This is a genomic window from Olleya sp. YS, from assembly GCF_029760915.1.
Lineage (GTDB): Bacteria > Bacteroidota > Bacteroidia > Flavobacteriales > Flavobacteriaceae > Olleya.
Map to the genome: position 1 here is coordinate 241,902 of NZ_CP121685.1, position 16,844 is coordinate 258,745.

Genomic DNA, 16,844 nt, shown 5'->3' on the forward strand with positions numbered 1-16,844 from the left:
TGATTGTTTATCTTTTTTTAAAATTCTGGTTGAAAAGATTTAAGAAGTCGCATTAAATTAGTTTCCATTTGCGTAAAATGCGTATTCCTTTCTGTTTTATTTGAAGCATTGGTAAAATAAGGGACGATGCTTCCATCTTCGTATTTATCTATAATTAAGGGATGTACATAATATTTTCTGCAGACGTTTCTGGTGTTACCCAATTCTTTAGCAGCTGTATCAATTGCTATTAATATATTTTTTTTATTCTGTTTATCATCTTCAGTATACCCTAATTCTTTCAAGGTTTCAAAACAAATAATTGTGGCTGCCCAAGTCCTAAAATCTTTGGCGGTAAAAAGTATTCCGCTTACCTCTTGCAAGTACTCATTTAGCATCGTACTATCTACTTTTTGCTTTACACCATTTTGATCGTAGTATTGAAACAATTCCCAACCAGGTATTTCTTCGCACTTATTAACCAAGCGTATCAATTTTTTGTTTCTTAAAGACACTTTGTACTCTTTTCCTTTTTTACCCACAAACTCAAACTGTATTTTATCTTTAAATGTGTTTACGTGTTTGGTTCTTAACGTAGTCAACCCATAGGTTTCGTTACGTTTAGCGTATTGATGGTTGCCTATTCTAATATGTGTTTCTTCCATTAATCTTACAATTAATGCCAAGACTTTAGTTTGTGTCCATTTGTTTTGGTCTAAATCAGATTCAACTTGCGCTCTAATATTGGGTAGCTGTTGACCAAACAAATACATTTTATAAAACTTTGTTTGGTTTCTAATCTTATTCCATTTGGGATGATATCTATATTGTTTACGTTGTTTGTTATCACGTCCTACAACTTGAAGATGTCCATTGGGAAGTTGTGATATTTTCACCTCATTCCAAGCTGGTGGTATTACTAATTTTTGCAATCGATCTAACTGGCTTGGCTCTTTAATAATTTTATTTTTTAACTTAAAAACAAAATTGTCATCATCTTTTTCTCTTATGATTTTAAGATGTGATGGATTGGTATAAACCAAATCAAATTCTTCTATCACCTGTTCTGGTTGTAAAAGAATTTGATTGTAAATGGATGCATGTAAGGAAGCCACAACTATAAGTTTTTGTGCATATAAGATTTGTAAGCTTCTGCTAATTCTTCTTTTTGTTTGTCGGTAAACACTTTTCCTGCTAATTGAAAAAATGTATGTTCTTCATCTTCTAGGTGATGCTCAACTTTCTCTTTTAAATCTTTAGCTATTTTTAACCAAGCAGAAGAGCTATAGTCTGTATTGTCAAGTTGTTCGATTAACTCATCAATTTCATGATGCTCTGCAATACCGTGTCTTGCTTTTTCCTGCATCATATCATTGCTAATTAATGGTTTGTAAAAGTGACGTTCTTCAGCTTGAGCATGGATTTCGAGTTGATTTTTCAATTTTTTGTATAGCATGTCTCTATCACTAGTATCTCCTGAGGTTTTAACAAGACGGTCTAATAACTCCCTTTGGGTATCGTGGTCTTTTCTAATAGATTCAAAAATAGTCATGGTTTTATATTTGATGGTTAATAAAGATGTAGTTTTATCTAATAATTTTTTTGACAAGCATCATCAATCCTAATTTTGTAAACATTTTAAATCCAGTTTGTAACCAATGTGAAGGCTGTAAAGCATCCCTAAAATCTTCTTTAATTATCTTTAATTCCTCCCATGCAATTTGCTTTTCGAGGCTTAACCTTCTAATATCTCTTTCTATGTCTTCCTGTGTATTGTATTGCTTCATAATTAATCAAAAAAGGATTTAGAAATGGTTCTAATTACGGTATTATTTATTTGCTTACGCAGTAAATAAATAATTAAAGAAATTATAAAAAATAAGGCGCCTACAATTACAAAGCCTAATGCAAAACTGTCAAGATTATTTCCTATAGCTATTGCAGAGGATATTGCTAAAAAAACTAATCCAATAAGCATCAGTCCACCAATTAAAAGTGCTTTAAGCATTAGACTTAAAGAGCTTGTTAATTGTTGAAAAATTTTAAGCTTGTAATACTCGTGCGATTTTTTTAAAAAAGCTTCGCCTTTATCAACTGCTTGGCTAGAGGTGTCGTTTAATGATTCAAAGACGCTCATTATTATTTTTGTAGTTTTTTATTTCTAGCCTTTAAATCTTTTAATTTTTTTTCTAAAGTAGTAATAACATCGTCAGCTTTATAACTAGCACTGGATACAATAGTTTCTAGTTGTGAATCTAGATTACTTTTTTGATTAGTTAATGTACTAGCTACTTGATCTTTTAAGTGTACTGCACTATCTGCAATTTTATCTTTTGTAGCAATAGCTTCTTCAGTTAATTTTTTTCTAGTATTGCTTCCTTTATCTGGTGCAAATAGTATTCCTAAGGTAGCTCCTATTGCTCCACCTAATAATAGTCCTAATGCTGTATTTGTGCTTTTACTCATGTTTTAATTTTTTTATGGTTAATAATTAAATAAATGAGCTTTCATTATAATATTGAAAGCTCAATTATGGTTTATACCCAAAGATAGAAAACTTCAATTAAATTATTCTTAATAAAAATCTAAATTAATTGATAAATATTTGTTAAAGACTTTATATTTTGATCTAATATTATTGATTATTTATAATTTTAACAAAAACACTTGCAATGAAAAAATCAATAACTACCAAAAACCCTTACACTGGGCAGGTTTTAAAAGAATACCAATATCATTCAAAAAATGATATCGAAAATATTTTAAATACTTCGGATAAAACATTTGAAAATTGGAAAAAAACCGACATAAAGCATCGTACAGATTTATTGCAAAATTTAGCAAACTTACTAGAGCAACATAAAGAAAAGTATGCTAAACTTATGATGGAAGAAATGGGAAAACCAATTACGCAAGGTATAGCAGAAGTTGAAAAATGTGCTAAGCTTTGTGATTTTTACATTGCTAATGCTGACCATTTTTTAGCAGACCAAATCATTGAAACTGAAGCTAAAGAGAGTTTTATTAGTTACGATCCGCTTGGCGTTATATTATCCATAATGCCTTGGAATTACCCCTTATGGCAAGTCTTTAGATTTGCTGTACCTACATTAACTGCTGGTAATGTAGGACTACTTAAACATGCTTCAAACACAACTGGATCAGCTTTAGAAATTGAAAACATTTTTATTGAAGCAGGTTATCCTAAAGGTTGTTTTCAAACCTTATTAACCGATCATGAAACCATAGAGTCAATAATAGGTAATAAAATTATTAAAGCTGTTACACTTACAGGAAGTGAAAAGGCAGGAAGAAGCATTGCTGAAGTTGCAGGTAAAAATCTTAAAAAAACAGTTTTGGAATTAGGCGGAAATAATGCCTGTATTATTTTAGACGATGCTAACCTTGATAAATACATAGATACAATTGTAAAAGCAAGAATGCAAAACAATGGACAAAGTTGTATTGCTGCAAAACGATTTATTGTAACTGAAAACATCTATGATGAATTCTTAGAAATGTTTACTAAAAAAATTGAAGGTTTAACAATAGGTAATCCAGATAGTAAGGATACCTATATTAGTGTAATGGCTAAACAAGGTTTGGCAGAAGAACTAGAAAATCAGGTTAAAAAATCATTAGAAAAAGGGGCTGTAATCCACTACGGAAACGAAAGAAAAAACGCTTACTACCAACCAACAATCATTACCAACGTAACTTCAAATATGCCTATATTTGAAGAAGAAACCTTTGGGCCAGTTGCAGCGGTAATTAAAGTCAAAGATAAACAGGAGGCTTTTAAAACCGCAGCTAATTCTAGATTTGGATTAGGCACAATGGTATTTTCAGAAAACATCAAAGAAATTTATGATGACATAAGTAATGTTCCAGATGGCGCATTATTTATCAACGAAATGGTAAAATCAGACCCAAGATTACCCTTTGGTGGAACTAAAGCATCTGGTTACGGTCGTGAATTATCCAAAGAAGGAATCTTAGAATTTGTAAACATCAAAACAGTATACATTAACAAATAAATTAACCAAAAATAACTAAACAATATGAGCTTAATTAAAGACGAAGATGAAAAAAGAAGAGATTACATTTTACAAAAAGACAAAACAACAAAACGAACTGGAGGTTTTGTAGCAGTCATGTTAATCATACTCACATCAGCTGTTATAATTTCAGGATTGGTATTTAAATGGTTTTAATTTCATTTGAAACAATCTTTTTTGTAAATTGTATGGTGACTTTTTAATTAAAACATATTATTATGAAAGCAAAAATTATATTATTCATAGCATTGTTTTTATGTCTTTCATGTAATGACAAAAAAGAAAATATTTCAGAAGAAAAAGAAAATACTTATACAGAACAAAAAACCACTAAAAAATTCCCTCTTGAAGGTGCTTGGGAGCTAGTAAGTTTTTATAATTATGTAGATGATAAAGTCAAAGACTCGTCCTTTACAGATCCAAATCAAAGACAAATAAAGCTCTACACGAAAGAAAAGTTTATGTGGAGTAAAAAAAGACCAGCAGATTCAACTGAGTGGTTTGCTTACGGTAATTATAAAGTTGAAAATAATATGTTGATAGAACATGTTGAATATGGCTCGTTAACCATGGACAATATAATGAAACAACGTTCCTCTTTTGATTATGAATTAATTATAACTCAAGACACTTTTAGTCAAGTAGAACTTGATGAAAATGGTTCCAGAATTTATTCCGAAAACTATAAAAGACTAGAATAAAAAAAGCTTCAGTTTCCACTGAAGCTTTTAAAGTCGGGGTGGCAGGATTCGAACCTGCGACCTCCGCGTCCCAAACGCGGCGCGATAACCGGGCTACGCTACACCCCGAAACTGGTTATCTTTTCCTAAAACATCCTGTTTTTGGAGGTGCAAATATATACCTTTTCTTTAAATTAGAATAAAAATTATTAGTAAATTGTATGTTTAATTAATTTGCTTACAATGACGTCTAAAAACATTCAATTTTTAATTCTCATAATCGTTTCTTTTTTAGCTTGTGCTCAAGATAAAAATCCCGTAAATAATGACCATTACCATGAAATTGTAGTTACAGAATTGAACAATCCTTGGGGATTTGCTTTTCTTCCTGATGGCTCAATGCTAATTAATGAAAAAGATGGACGTATCATTCATTTTAAAGACAACAAAAAAACAGAAATTGCCAATCCTCCAGACATATACCTAAGAGGTCAAGGTGGATTATTAGATATCGAGCTACATCCTGATTATAAAACCAATGGATGGATTTATTTTTCATATGCATCTTCAACAGGAACTGGTGATGGTGGAAATACTGCTATTATGAGAGCCAAACTAAAAGATAATGCTTTGGTTGATAAACAAGTATTATACAAAGCAACTCCTAACACCACTAAAGGTCAACATTTTGGATCAAGAATTGTATTTAAAGATGGTTATTTATTTTTCACCATTGGTGATCGTGGAAATAGAGATGAAAACCCGCAAGATTTAACCAGAGATGGTGGTAAAGTCTACCGATTGCATGATGATGGACGCATTCCTGAAGACAATCCATTTGTAGATACTAAAAATGCAAAAACTGCAATTTGGTCTTACGGTCACCGCAATCCACAAGGCATGAAAATTAATCCGTCAACTGGAGATATTTGGACGCATGAGCATGGTCCACGTGGTGGAGATGAAATTAACATTATTAAAAAAGCAGCTAATTATGGTTGGCCAATCATTACATATGGTAAAAACTATTCTGGTACAACTATTACAGATCAAACAGAAAAAGAAGGCATGGAACAACCGCTACACTATTGGGATCCCTCAATCGCACCTTCAGGTATGGCGTTTATATCAAGTGATAAATATGCAGATTGGAAAGGTAGTGTATTAATCGGTTCACTTAAATTTCAATATTTAGATTTATGTACTTTAAAAAATGGAAAAGTGGTTAAAGAACAACGCTTATTAGATGGATTGGGTCGTGTTCGTTCTGTCGAGCAAGGTCCTGATGGCTATATTTATGTAGGCATAGAAAACTTAGGTATTGTTAAATTAATTAGAGGTCAGAAAAATGAAAATTAATTTTTTAATTGTAATAGTATTCCTATTGTTTTTTAGCTGTAATTCGTCAGATAAAAAAGTAGTCTCAAAAGAATTATCAGCATCAATAGACGCTGGACAAACTGTCTACCAAAACTTTTGTTTAAACTGTCATATGGCTAATGGAGAAGGTATAGAAAAAGTATATCCTCCCTTAGCAAATTCTGATTATTTAAAAAATAATTTAGAAGCCAGCATCAGAGCCACTAAATATGGCTTAAAAGGAAAAATAATAGTAAATGACAAAGTGTATAACAATGTAATGGCTCCAATGGGATTAAGTAATCAAGAAGTTGCTGATGTTATGAACTATATTTCAAACAGTTGGAACAATAAAAATAACTCACTAATAACTCCTGAACAAGTTTCAAAAATTCAACCTAAATAATACCGCTTAAATTCTTAAATTTGGAGCAAAATCTAAACATTACATATGCTTATTATAGGAATAGCTGGAGGTACAGGTTGCGGTAAAACAACTGTTGTTAATCAAATTTTAAATCAATTACCTGAAGGAGAAGTTGGTGTCATTTCTCAAGATTCATATTACAAAGATACCACTCACCTATCTTATGACGAACGTGTTAAAATTAATTTTGACCATCCACGCTCTATAGATTTTGAGTTATTAGAACAGCATTTAAAAGACCTAAAAGATGGTCAAACTATAGAACAGCCTGTATATTCGTTTGTTAAGCATAACAGAACTGGTGACACCATTAAGACCATACCAAGAAAAGTGATGATTGTTGAAGGTATTTTAATACTGACGCATCCAGAATTAAGAGATATGTTTGATATTAAAATTTTTGTACATGCAGATAGTGACGAGCGTTTAATAAGACGATTAAAACGAGACATTACAGAGCGTGGACGTGATATAGACGAAGTGTTAACACGTTATCAAAATACGTTAAAACCAATGCATCAACAATTTATAGAACCTATGAAAGAGTATGCAGACATTATTATACCTAACAATAAATATAATACTGTAGCGGTTGATATTGTTAAGACTATTATTAACGAGAAGTTGCAATAATGAAAACAAAGTGGTACAAAAACGTTTATATTATTATCCTTATCATTTTTGGTATATGGATGATTTTTTTTGATACCAATTCTTTAGTCAATCATCATGATGTTAATAAAGAAAAAAATAAGCTTGAAGAACAAAAAGACTATTACAAAACCCAAATCAATCAAGATAAAGAAGCTTACCAAGAGCTGAATAGCGATGAAGGATTAGAAACCTTTGCAAGAGAAAAATATTACATGAAAAAAGAAAACGAGGATATTTACATCATCGAATATGAAGACAGCCTAAAGACCAACAATAATGAGTAAATCACTTTTTTCTGCATTTGAAAACGTATCGTCTAAAGCTTGGAAACAAAAAATTCAAGTCGATTTAAAAGGTGCTGACTATAACGACACCTTAATTTGGAAAACTACCGAAGGTATTGACGTTAGACCATTTTATCATCAAGATGAGATAGACAACACCTTCCTGATTCAACCTCAACAATGGTCAGTTGGGCAAATTATTTTTGTTCAAAACGAAACTGCTGCAAACCAAAAAGCAATTGATGCCATTCAAAGAGGTGCAGAAACCATTAAATTTATAATTCCTAACCCAGATATTTCTATTGAAAAAACGCTAGAAGCTATAGATTCTAACATTACAAATATTCAGTTAGAACTTCAATTTTTTGACCCACAATTTATTGACCAAGTGGCTCAAATTTCTGCGAAAGCACAACTTATAGTAGACCCAATAGGTCAATTAGCAGCTACAGGAAACTGGTTTAAAAACGAAGAACACACACTAGTTTTTGGTGAGTCGTTAACTATTAACACTACCACTTATCAAAACGCAGGCGCAACTAGCGTACAACAACTAGCGTATGGCTTAGCCCATTTAAACGAGTATCTAAATCGCGCAGAAGGTAAGTCTTTAAAGACTATTCATTTCAACGTGTCTGTTGGGACAAATTACTTTTTTGAAATTGCAAAACTCAGAGCGTTACGTGTGTTGTACAACACCTTAGCTTCAGAATACCAATGTGAAGCGCAATTGCATATTCATGCTATTCCAACCAAACGCAACAAAACTATTTACGATTACAATACCAATATGTTGCGTACCACTACAGAATGTATGAGTGCTATTTTAGGTGGTGCCAATACCGTTTTTAATTTACCATACGACGCCATTTACCATAAAGACAATGAGTTTGGAGAGCGTATTGCCAGAAATCAGTTATTAATCTTAAAACACGAAAGCTATTTTGACGCAGTCCATAATGCATCAGACGGTAGTTATTATATAGAAACCCTAACCACGCAATTGTCAGAAAAAGCACTAGCTCTGTTTAAAGATATAGAAGCCAATGGAGGATTTATTGCACAATTAAAAGCGGGAACCATTCAGAAAAAAATAAAAGAAAGCGCTAATAAAGAACAAGAGTTATTTAATAATGGTAAACTAACACTTTTAGGGACTAACAAACACCCAAATAAAAATGACAAAATGAAACACGAGCTAGAACTGTTTCCGTTTGTTAAAATAAACCCTAGAAAAACCCTTATTCAACCTATTATTGAAAAACGATTAGCCGAAACAGTAGAACAAGATAGATTAAAAACCGAATAAATATTTAGCAAATTATGAACACACGTATTTTTAAAATTGTATTAGTAGTTATTTTAACAATAACTTTTAGTTGTAATAAAAACGAAGCAAAATTACCAGACTTTAAATACGCAGATCAACCTAAAGCGGTAGATTGTAAAACGGGTTACGACGATGTATTAAACGAAGCATTATATGCTTTTGAAAATGATATAGTGAATAAATACGACCCAAAAACCAAAAACAAACTTAGAGCTTACAGAGCCTATATTAGTAATGTTATTTCTAACAGAACTAATTTAGAGCAAACCGTAACAGCACATAGTAAAGCGCTTTATGATGTACTAAAAACTAAGCCTGAATTATGGGATAACAATCATTTAAATTATAACAATGAAGCTGTTAAATGTATTATGGATAACATTAAAGACACCTCATTAAAACAAACTTTAAATGCTTTAGTGGAAAACACAGACAGTAATAGAATTTCAGAATTATTTTCTGCACCTTTAACAAGTAACACCTCATACTCTAGAGACACGTACTTAGCCACCTTTATAGCTTTAGATTTGTATTATTCTAAATTTAATAGTGTAGACTTTTCTACAGTAGATTTAACTGCAAACGAGCCTAAACCGCAACCTATAGATTTTAATAAAAAACCAGTACAAACTCCTGTATTACAGCCAAAACAACCACAACAAGAGATTGATCATACTGGACATAATCATGATTAATAACTGATGTGATTTGAAAATTAAAATTTATCTAGTAGCTATAATTTTACTTTTACATTCTTGTAAGGATGAAAAGAAAGTCGAACAAAACATTGTAAAAGACAATCTTTTTGGTAAACATTATAATTTATCTAAAGACAACATAGATATATACTTACCAAATACATTACAACAGTATAGTGTAGATCAATATGAAAGTGTATTAGCATCAATTGAAGATTCAATAGCAAGACAATCTGAACTACTACGCTTTAATATTTTGAAATTTTCAAAAAAGAACGTGTACTTTTTCAGAACACCAAATCACACAACAGATGTAACGGTTAAAATGATGGACTACTACCCTTTTACCAAACAAGATTCAAAATACCTGTCCGCATTGTTATCACAATCGTGCAGAGAATCTTCAGAAGTAGCAAATAGTACATGTACAAAATTAAGGTCTGGATATTCTGGGACACCACAGACCAAAGCATTTATGGCTAAATTTAAGATAGATTCAGATAAAGAGCCTTCAAGTTTTGCTACAATCTATGCAGTAAGTTCTAATTATAAATCGTTTATAATCACATTTCGTTCGTTATTAAACAGAAATTATAATAAATTTATTGAAAAAACTATCGTCAAATAATGACCAGAAAAAACCTTCAACATATCACCTTAACCGCTTCAGCTAAAAGCCAAAAGCCAAAAGCTACCAGCACTTTCTTAACTGCAGAAGACATTCCTGTCTCATCCAACTATTCTAAAGCAGATTTAAAAGACGTTGAGCATCTAGATTTTGTCGCAGGAATTGCTCCAAATCTTCGTGGTCCTTATAGTACTATGTATGTTAGAAGACCTTGGACCATACGTCAATATGCAGGATTTAGTACAGCTGAAGAAAGTAATGCGTTTTACAGACGTAACCTTGCTGCAGGACAAAAAGGATTATCGGTTGCTTTCGATTTAGCCACACACAGAGGTTATGACTCCGATCACGAACGTGTGGTTGGCGATGTTGGAAAAGCTGGAGTTGCTATAGATAGTGTTGAAGACATGAAAGTGCTCTTCGACCAGATTCCGTTAGATAAAATGTCGGTGTCTATGACTATGAATGGTGCTGTGTTACCCATTATGGCATTTTACATTGTTGCAGCAGAAGAACAAGGTGTACAACCAGAACAGCTAGCGGGAACCATTCAAAATGATATTTTAAAGGAGTTTATGGTACGTAATACTTACATCTATCCGCCTACACCATCCATGAAAATTATATCTGATATTTTTGAATATACTAGTAAGAACATGCCAAAATTTAATAGTATTAGTATTTCAGGATACCATATGCAAGAAGCTGGTGCGACTTGCGATATCGAGTTAGCTTACACGCTTGCAGATGGTTTAGAATATATCAGAAAAGGACTAGATGCAGGCATGGATATAGACACTTTTGCACCAAGATTATCGTTTTTCTGGGCAATTGGGATGAACCATTTTATGGAAATTGCAAAAATGCGTGCAGCACGTATGTTATGGGCAAAATTAGTAAAACAATTTAATCCAAAAAACCAAAAAAGTTTAGCCTTACGTACACATTGCCAAACTAGTGGATGGAGCTTAACAGAGCAAGACCCATTTAACAATGTAGCACGTACCACTATTGAAGCTGCAGCTGCAGCGTTTGGTGGCACCCAAAGTTTACATACCAACGCGTTAGACGAAGCTATCGCGCTACCAACAGATTTTTCGGCACGTATTGCACGTAACACACAAATATTTTTACAAGAAGAAACCCATATTACAAAAACGGTCGACCCTTGGGCAGGCAGTTATTATGTGGAAAAATTAACCCATGATATTGCTCAAAAAGCCTGGTCTTTAATTGAAGAAGTTGAAGCATTAGGAGGCATGACCAAAGCTATTGAAGCTGGTATCCCAAAACTACGTATAGAAGAAGCTGCAGCCCGAAAACAAGCACGTATCGATTCTGGACAAGACATTATTGTTGGAGTTAACAAATACGTATTGGAAGAGGAAGATGCTATCTCTACTTTAGAAGTCGACAACCAAACCGTCCGTTTACAACAAATAGAAGGGTTAACAAAAATAAAAGCCCAACGTAACTCTAATAAAGTTAACCAAGCCTTAGCTAATTTAACCGAAGCTGCTAAGACAGGTCAAGAGAATCTATTATCTTTAGCAGTAGTAGCAGCAAGAGAACGCGCAACTTTAGGCGAAATTAGTGACGCTTTAGAAGCTGTTTTTGGACGTTATAAAGCACAAATCAAATCTTTTTCTGGCGTGTATAGTAAAGAAATTAAAAATGATAAATCGTTTGCAAAAGCCAAAGAGCTAGCAGACCAATTTGCAGAGCAAGAGGGTCGCAGACCACGTATTATGATTGCTAAAATGGGACAAGATGGTCACGACAGAGGTGCCAAAGTCGTCGCTACTGGTTATGCAGACGTCGGTTTTGACGTCGATATTGGACCATTGTTCCAAACACCACAAGAAGCAGCTAAACAAGCAGTAGAAAACGACGTGCATATTTTAGGGGTTTCTAGTTTGGCAGCAGGACACAAAACCTTAGTCCCACAAGTCATTGAAGCACTTAAAAAGTATGGACGTGAAGACATCATGGTTATTGTTGGTGGTGTCATCCCAAAACAAGATTACCAATATTTATTTGATGCAGGCGCAGTTGCTGTCTTTGGTCCTGGAACCAAAATTAGCGATGCTGCTATTAAGATTTTGGAGATTTTGATTGATTAGGTCATATGAAGGTAAGTGTTACATCCTAAATAAAAATGCAAAATCTATATATTAATTTTCTAATAAAAAAACCACTAACATCGTTTATTGACTGATATAAAAGACTACATGTTGAGCTTAAAAAAAGTATTAAAACGTTATTATATCGCATACGTCATAAACAATTACGAAAAATGAATTTTATTTTAGGAATAGGTATTGGAATAAGTCTATTAGCAATTTTTCAACTGATGAAAGAAAAAAACGCTAAACTTATTTCTACCAAAATAGCTGTTTTAATAAATATAGTTTGGATTGTTAGGCTTGCTTTTTTTCTGATTAAAGATTCTGAAATAGCTTTAAAATTTCCAATCTTATTGATGTTGGATCAAAACTTGCTACTGTTGGACAGTGTCGTTTTATGGATGTATTCAAAATCTTTATTAAACACTGCTAAATTTAAAGTTAAAACACTTCTTAATTTTCTTCCCTTTATAATAGGATTTTTAATTTCTGTAGCTACTTACCTATCTGTTCCCAACGAATTAATTGTAGAGCAATACATTAAAATGAATAACAACATTAGTAGTAATAAATCTCTTTTTACAATAGATGTCTTAGTCCTTTTCTTAGTAATCATAATAATATCAATCATTTATTTTAGTAAGAGTATTGTAGAGATAAAAAAGTACAACAGTATTCTCTATAATCATTTTTCTAGCTTAAAAAATATTAATGCCAATTGGATTTTAAAGTTTCATGGTCTGTGGATTTCTCTTTTTTTGATTCCAATAATTCTATACTTTATTAATTATATGTATCCAATAATTAACATTAAAATCCTATTAAGTATTATGATTATAATTCAAGTCTTATTTTCATTTATTTTTAATTCAAATGTATTATCTCAAAACTATGTTAGAATACCTGAAAAAAGCAATATAAAACAAGACAACAAATCAATAAAGGAATTTGAAGAGCAAATAAGTAAGTTAAAAAAGACTCTAAATACAAATAAATACTATCAAGATGAGAATCTTTCGTTAGTTAAACTTTCAAGCTACCTAAATATCAAACCTACAGAATTAACTGAAATAATTAAATGTAGTGAGTTTGAAAATTTTTATGATTTGATTAATACATATAGAATAGAATCTATAAAAAAAGAACTCCTATCATCTACAGAACAAATTATGATTATAGCCTACAATAATGGCTTTAATAGTAAATCTGCTTTTAACAGAATATTTAAAGATAAAATAGGACAAACGCCAAGTAATTATAGAAGTTTATATAAAAATACGTCCTAATAATATTAAAAGGACTTCTATATCTTAGACTGCCACTACTTTTGATTCAAATTAAAATTTTACACTATTATGAAAAAAGTTTGGCAAAAGACACCTGCATTATTAAAAGCATTATTATTGAACATAGTTTTATTATATCCAATAGTAACTATTAATCAAATTATAATACAACTCAACCTTAAGTACTTTCCAAAGTATGGTATTAGTTTAATCCCTATTTTAATTATACTCTATTTATACTGGAAAGTTATCACTAAATGGAATCCATATATAAATAAAGACGATATTAAATTAAGCTTTAAGTTTAACATTGTAAATATAAAAAACATTTTAATCGTTTTAGGTTTAGGTTTATTTACAGTAATAACTATATACTTTAGTTACATATTTTTTGATATAGACAACTCTCCTCAATTAGGATATATAAAATCATTTTCTAATAATAATATTATAACAGCTATTCCTCTTTTACTAGGATTAGCACTTACAGCTGGTATAGCAGAAGAAGTTACTTATAGAGGTTTTATACAGAATACTACACACAGAAAATACTCTAAAATTATTAGTTATTTAATTATTGGAATATTATTTTCAATAGCTCATTTTTTACCATTAGAATTAATAGCGCCATATATTTTAATTTCAATTGCGTATAGTTTTATTGCTGATAAACAGAAATCAACTGGATTGGTAATATTTACACATTTTCTATCTGATTTTGCATTGTTTTTATTGATTTATTTCAATGTAATATCATAGTGGTATACTCTTTAAAAAAGTGTTATTAATTTATTATTACAGTTCTTTGGAGTTAAAACACAGAACCTTAGTCCCACAAGTCATTGAGGAACTTAAAAGTACGGACGTGAAGATATTATGGTTATTGTTGGTGGTGTCATCCCAAAACAAGATTACCAATATTTATTTGATGCAGGCGCAGTTGCTGTCTTTGGACCTGGAACCAAAATTAGCGATGCTGCTATTAAGATTTTGGAGATTTTGATTGATTAGGGTTGCACATATAAGAATTACATTTTACATAAAATACGTAGTTCTACGTATTTGTTTTCTTACAATAAAGGACTAACTTCGTTTGATATTGATATAAAAACACTTGTACTGAGCTTGTCGAAGTATTGAGACGTTTTCATATCATGTAAGTTAGCTACAAGTTTAAAAATGAAAAAATGACAAAACAACAATTAGGAGGAACAAGGCATTCTTCACCATTAGGTGATGAAGTAAGCTATCCTTTAACAAATGATGAGTACTTTCTTATTAAAGAAAACCTTAACACGGATAAAATTAGCAATTTTGAAGCTATGCTTTTGTCACTAGGTATTTCTTCTTTGATCTCTTTTATTATTTTTTGCATGACAGGATCATTTGAAAATAAATCAGTCATTGAAGGCAAAGAAGTAATAGAACCAAATTATCAGCTAATAATTATAGTTATTATTTATGGTGCAGTTACTTTCGGGTCTGTTCTTGGTTTCATCTTTTTATTATTAAACAAAAAAAAATCAAAAAATATAATTGCGAGATTAGACAGTAAAATTACCAATCACCTAAATGAAGTTTCTGATGAGTAATGCATATTTAATAATTTTTGACGCAAATGATAAGGATTATAAAGATATCCTTATCGAAGAAATACGCAGTAATTTTGTTTCCAAGATAAATAATGAAAACTCAATAATAATTTCTGTACCAGAAACTATGAATTCAAAGAAAATTTTTGAGAAAATAGAATCTGTAGTTGAAGAGAGTGTAACAACTGTGGTTGTACCATTCAACTACTTTTATGGAAGATTAGACAATGAAGTATGGGATTGGTTAGAAGAAAAATTCCCAAATAAAGGAATTGCTCGTGAATCCGAAAACTAACAACCAGTAGCTAACAAAGTATATAATTAATTGTTGTGGTCATTGCTAAATCGGAAAATCCTAGCAGATTTTCTTATGGTTTGTTATAGTTTATTATCTTTAAGCTAGACAACGCAACTAATAAACACAAGTACACGTTAAACGAAAACCAAAAATCAGTAATCCAACTACTGATTTTTTTTGTGCAAGATTGTAATCCCATTCAACAAAACACGACTTATATCATATAAATATGTTATATTAATTTCTTTAATACACGCTATGATTATGATAACTGTAAGACCTTTTAAACTTTGCACAACACTTTTGTTGTTGGGCTTGTTTTTGGGTGTGCAGTCGTTTATCCTTGCCCAACAATCCTCAACATTTAAAACTACTACAAAAGATAGTTTAAAGACCAAAAAACTAAAAGCAATTGCTTTAGATGGTATTGATGGTCCTTATATAATTAATGACAAACTCTACAGAGTGACTGCGACTAACCAAGTAGTTACTTCTGTTATTGACAAAGATTCTATTTTAGTTCAAGTAAACAACAAAGATAAAGATGCATTTTATGTGTCGTTACAGTCCGATTATACGTACCCAGAAACCAATTATACCCAACCTGACAACATGGTGGTTATCTCAGATATTGAAGGTAACTTTAATGCGTTTTCTAGCTTTTTAATAGCTAACAATATTATAGATAATAATTACAATTGGAGTTATGGTAATGGACAACTGGTTTTGGTTGGCGACTTTGTAGATAGAGGCAAAAACGTGACACAAGTCCTGTGGTTAATCTATAAATTAGACTATCAAGCTAGACAGCATAATGGACAACTTCATTTTATATTAGGTAATCATGAAATCTTAAACTTTTATGGCAACTACAAATACAATCATGGTAAATACATAAAAGTCGCCCAAGAGATTAGCCAAATAAAAAACAAAAAAGAGGCTGTTAAATACCTCTATTCTGAAGCTTCAGAATTAGGTAAATGGTTAGCCTCAAAAAACGTGATTGAAAAAATTGGGAACTATATTTTTGTACATGGTGGATTAAGTCCAGAGTTATTAGACTATCAATTAAGCTTGGAAGATATTAATAAATTATCGCGTTTAAGATATCATGACAAAAAGTATCCAAAAGACAAGACCCTAAACTTTTTATATGGTCCTAAAGGTCCGTTTTGGTACAGAGGTTTGGTGGTAGAACGATCTAAATATAACAAGATAACAAGTCAAGACCTTGATGCTATTTTAAACTACTATGAAGCTACAAAAATAGTGATTGGTCACACACCTGTTACAGATGTTTCAACCGATTTTGAAGGTAAAATTATTAGAACAGACGTGTTACATGACACAGTTAAGTTTACCAATAAAACCAAAGGATTATTGATAGAAAATAACCAAGAATTTGTTATTGATGCGATAGCAACAAAAATGGTGTTACAGTAGTT

22 protein-coding genes and 1 tRNA gene are annotated in these 16,844 nt (G+C 31.4%); 17 read left to right on the forward strand and 6 right to left on the reverse strand.

Annotated elements, in window-relative coordinates; genetic code table 11:
- Positions 1-17: 17 nt before the first annotated feature.
- Genes Ollyesu_RS01175 through Ollyesu_RS01195 form a run of 5 tightly spaced genes read right to left on the reverse strand, consistent with a single transcriptional unit; the run spans position 18 to position 2,445 of the window.
- On the reverse strand, positions 18-1,094 hold the full coding sequence (locus Ollyesu_RS01175; protein WP_279301991.1) for a DNA topoisomerase IB: 1,077 nt from the start codon (positions 1,092-1,094) through the stop codon (positions 18-20).
- A 2-nt stretch (positions 1,095-1,096) separates the two neighbouring features.
- A complete protein-coding gene (locus tag Ollyesu_RS01180) occupies positions 1,097-1,531 on the reverse strand; it encodes a hemerythrin domain-containing protein (RefSeq protein WP_279303049.1) in 435 nt (144 codons plus the stop codon).
- A gap of 34 nt (positions 1,532-1,565) precedes the next feature.
- Entirely contained in the window at positions 1,566-1,766 is a 201-nt protein-coding gene (locus Ollyesu_RS01185; protein ID WP_279301992.1) for a hypothetical protein, read from the reverse strand.
- A gap of 2 nt (positions 1,767-1,768) precedes the next feature.
- Positions 1,769-2,116, reverse strand: coding sequence for a hypothetical protein (locus Ollyesu_RS01190; RefSeq protein ID WP_279301993.1), 348 nt, complete (start codon positions 2,114-2,116; stop codon positions 1,769-1,771).
- 2 nt (positions 2,117-2,118) lie between these two features.
- A complete protein-coding gene (locus tag Ollyesu_RS01195) occupies positions 2,119-2,445 on the reverse strand; it encodes a YtxH domain-containing protein (protein ID WP_279301994.1) in 327 nt (108 codons plus the stop codon).
- A 206-nt stretch (positions 2,446-2,651) separates the two neighbouring features.
- Here Ollyesu_RS01195 and Ollyesu_RS01200 point away from each other — a divergent pair, with 206 nt between their 5' ends.
- The 3 genes from Ollyesu_RS01200 to Ollyesu_RS01210 all read left to right on the forward strand — a co-directional run bounded on the left by Ollyesu_RS01200 (position 2,652) and on the right by Ollyesu_RS01210 (position 4,738).
- Entirely contained in the window at positions 2,652-4,016 is a 1,365-nt protein-coding gene (locus tag Ollyesu_RS01200) for an NAD-dependent succinate-semialdehyde dehydrogenase (RefSeq protein WP_279301995.1), read from the forward strand.
- 24 nt (positions 4,017-4,040) lie between these two features.
- Entirely contained in the window at positions 4,041-4,193 is a 153-nt protein-coding gene (locus Ollyesu_RS01205; RefSeq protein ID WP_279301996.1) for a hypothetical protein, read from the forward strand.
- A 62-nt stretch (positions 4,194-4,255) separates the two neighbouring features.
- Positions 4,256-4,738 carry a hypothetical protein gene (locus Ollyesu_RS01210; RefSeq protein ID WP_279301997.1) on the forward strand — a complete coding sequence of 161 codons (483 nt, stop codon included), beginning with the start codon at positions 4,256-4,258 and terminating at the stop codon, positions 4,736-4,738.
- Positions 4,739-4,771: 33 nt separating this feature from the next.
- On the opposite strand, the gene Ollyesu_RS01215 is transcribed toward Ollyesu_RS01210, so the two are convergent.
- Positions 4,772-4,846: transfer RNA gene (locus tag Ollyesu_RS01215), tRNA-Pro, on the reverse strand.
- A 114-nt stretch (positions 4,847-4,960) separates the two neighbouring features.
- On the opposite strand from Ollyesu_RS01215, the gene Ollyesu_RS01220 reads away from it, so the two are divergent.
- From Ollyesu_RS01220 to Ollyesu_RS01285, 14 genes are all read left to right on the forward strand, one after another.
- Positions 4,961-6,076, forward strand: a complete 1,116-nt coding sequence (locus Ollyesu_RS01220; RefSeq protein WP_279301998.1) for a PQQ-dependent sugar dehydrogenase — start codon at positions 4,961-4,963, stop codon at positions 6,074-6,076.
- Complete coding sequence (locus Ollyesu_RS01225; protein ID WP_279301999.1) at positions 6,066-6,482, forward strand: cytochrome c; 417 nt, start codon at positions 6,066-6,068, stop codon at positions 6,480-6,482. The genes Ollyesu_RS01220 and Ollyesu_RS01225 overlap by 11 nt, the downstream gene beginning before the upstream one ends.
- A gap of 45 nt (positions 6,483-6,527) precedes the next feature.
- Positions 6,528-7,136 (forward strand): uridine kinase, encoded by a 609-nt coding sequence (gene udk, locus Ollyesu_RS01230; RefSeq protein WP_279302000.1) that lies wholly within the window; start codon positions 6,528-6,530, stop codon positions 7,134-7,136.
- Entirely contained in the window at positions 7,136-7,441 is a 306-nt protein-coding gene (locus tag Ollyesu_RS01235; protein ID WP_279302001.1) for a septum formation initiator family protein, read from the forward strand. Before udk ends, Ollyesu_RS01235 begins: the two co-directional genes overlap by 1 nt.
- Positions 7,434-8,750 carry a methylmalonyl-CoA mutase subunit beta gene (locus tag Ollyesu_RS01240; RefSeq protein ID WP_279302002.1) on the forward strand — a complete coding sequence of 439 codons (1,317 nt, stop codon included), beginning with the start codon at positions 7,434-7,436 and terminating at the stop codon, positions 8,748-8,750. Before Ollyesu_RS01235 ends, Ollyesu_RS01240 begins: the two co-directional genes overlap by 8 nt.
- A gap of 14 nt (positions 8,751-8,764) precedes the next feature.
- The gene (locus tag Ollyesu_RS01245) at positions 8,765-9,466 is read left to right on the forward strand and encodes a hypothetical protein (RefSeq protein ID WP_279302003.1); all 702 of its coding nucleotides are present in this window, start codon (positions 8,765-8,767) and stop codon (positions 9,464-9,466) included.
- 13 nt (positions 9,467-9,479) lie between these two features.
- Positions 9,480-10,097, forward strand: coding sequence for a hypothetical protein (locus Ollyesu_RS01250; RefSeq protein ID WP_279302004.1), 618 nt, complete (start codon positions 9,480-9,482; stop codon positions 10,095-10,097).
- Positions 10,097-12,220 (forward strand): methylmalonyl-CoA mutase, encoded by a 2,124-nt coding sequence (gene scpA / locus Ollyesu_RS01255; protein ID WP_279302005.1) that lies wholly within the window; start codon positions 10,097-10,099, stop codon positions 12,218-12,220. Before Ollyesu_RS01250 ends, scpA begins: the two co-directional genes overlap by 1 nt.
- A 173-nt stretch (positions 12,221-12,393) precedes the next feature.
- Entirely contained in the window at positions 12,394-13,509 is a 1,116-nt protein-coding gene (locus Ollyesu_RS01260) for an AraC family transcriptional regulator (RefSeq protein WP_279302006.1), read from the forward strand.
- A gap of 69 nt (positions 13,510-13,578) precedes the next feature.
- Positions 13,579-14,268, forward strand: a complete 690-nt coding sequence (locus Ollyesu_RS01265; RefSeq protein ID WP_279302007.1) for a CPBP family intramembrane metalloprotease — start codon at positions 13,579-13,581, stop codon at positions 14,266-14,268.
- Positions 14,269-14,385: 117 nt separating this feature from the next.
- Positions 14,386-14,520, forward strand: a complete 135-nt coding sequence (locus Ollyesu_RS01270; protein ID WP_279302008.1) for a hypothetical protein — start codon at positions 14,386-14,388, stop codon at positions 14,518-14,520.
- 176 nt (positions 14,521-14,696) lie between these two features.
- Positions 14,697-15,101, forward strand: a complete 405-nt coding sequence (locus Ollyesu_RS01275; protein WP_279302009.1) for a hypothetical protein — start codon at positions 14,697-14,699, stop codon at positions 15,099-15,101.
- Between the two features lie 127 nt (positions 15,102-15,228).
- A complete protein-coding gene (locus Ollyesu_RS01280) occupies positions 15,229-15,396 on the forward strand; it encodes a hypothetical protein (protein WP_279302010.1) in 168 nt (55 codons plus the stop codon).
- A 261-nt stretch (positions 15,397-15,657) separates the two neighbouring features.
- On the forward strand, positions 15,658-16,842 hold the full coding sequence (locus Ollyesu_RS01285; protein ID WP_279302011.1) for a metallophosphoesterase: 1,185 nt from the start codon (positions 15,658-15,660) through the stop codon (positions 16,840-16,842).
- The last annotated feature ends 2 nt before the right edge of the window (positions 16,843-16,844 follow it).

Coding starts and splice junctions, on each gene's coding strand:
- Ollyesu_RS01180 (WP_279303049.1), bottom strand. CDS start 1,531: ATGACTATTTTTGAATCTATTAGAAAAGACCACGATACCCAAAGGGAG.
- Ollyesu_RS01185 (WP_279301992.1), bottom strand. CDS start 1,766: ATGAAGCAATACAATACACAGGAAGACATAGAAAGAGATATTAGAAGG.
- Ollyesu_RS01190 (WP_279301993.1), bottom strand. CDS start 2,116: ATGAGCGTCTTTGAATCATTAAACGACACCTCTAGCCAAGCAGTTGAT.
- Ollyesu_RS01195 (WP_279301994.1), bottom strand. CDS start 2,445: ATGAGTAAAAGCACAAATACAGCATTAGGACTATTATTAGGTGGAGCA.
- Ollyesu_RS01200 (WP_279301995.1), top strand. CDS start 2,652: ATGAAAAAATCAATAACTACCAAAAACCCTTACACTGGGCAGGTTTTA.
- Ollyesu_RS01205 (WP_279301996.1), top strand. CDS start 4,041: ATGAGCTTAATTAAAGACGAAGATGAAAAAAGAAGAGATTACATTTTA.
- Ollyesu_RS01210 (WP_279301997.1), top strand. CDS start 4,256: ATGAAAGCAAAAATTATATTATTCATAGCATTGTTTTTATGTCTTTCA.
- Ollyesu_RS01220 (WP_279301998.1), top strand. CDS start 4,961: ATGACGTCTAAAAACATTCAATTTTTAATTCTCATAATCGTTTCTTTT.
- Ollyesu_RS01225 (WP_279301999.1), top strand. CDS start 6,066: ATGAAAATTAATTTTTTAATTGTAATAGTATTCCTATTGTTTTTTAGC.
- udk (WP_279302000.1), top strand. CDS start 6,528: ATGCTTATTATAGGAATAGCTGGAGGTACAGGTTGCGGTAAAACAACT.
- Ollyesu_RS01235 (WP_279302001.1), top strand. CDS start 7,136: ATGAAAACAAAGTGGTACAAAAACGTTTATATTATTATCCTTATCATT.
- Ollyesu_RS01240 (WP_279302002.1), top strand. CDS start 7,434: ATGAGTAAATCACTTTTTTCTGCATTTGAAAACGTATCGTCTAAAGCT.
- Ollyesu_RS01245 (WP_279302003.1), top strand. CDS start 8,765: ATGAACACACGTATTTTTAAAATTGTATTAGTAGTTATTTTAACAATA.
- scpA (WP_279302005.1), top strand. CDS start 10,097: ATGACCAGAAAAAACCTTCAACATATCACCTTAACCGCTTCAGCTAAA.
- Ollyesu_RS01260 (WP_279302006.1), top strand. CDS start 12,394: ATGAATTTTATTTTAGGAATAGGTATTGGAATAAGTCTATTAGCAATT.
- Ollyesu_RS01265 (WP_279302007.1), top strand. CDS start 13,579: ATGAAAAAAGTTTGGCAAAAGACACCTGCATTATTAAAAGCATTATTA.
- Ollyesu_RS01270 (WP_279302008.1), top strand. CDS start 14,386: ATGGTTATTGTTGGTGGTGTCATCCCAAAACAAGATTACCAATATTTA.
- Ollyesu_RS01275 (WP_279302009.1), top strand. CDS start 14,697: ATGACAAAACAACAATTAGGAGGAACAAGGCATTCTTCACCATTAGGT.
- Ollyesu_RS01280 (WP_279302010.1), top strand. CDS start 15,229: ATGAATTCAAAGAAAATTTTTGAGAAAATAGAATCTGTAGTTGAAGAG.
- Ollyesu_RS01285 (WP_279302011.1), top strand. CDS start 15,658: ATGATTATGATAACTGTAAGACCTTTTAAACTTTGCACAACACTTTTG.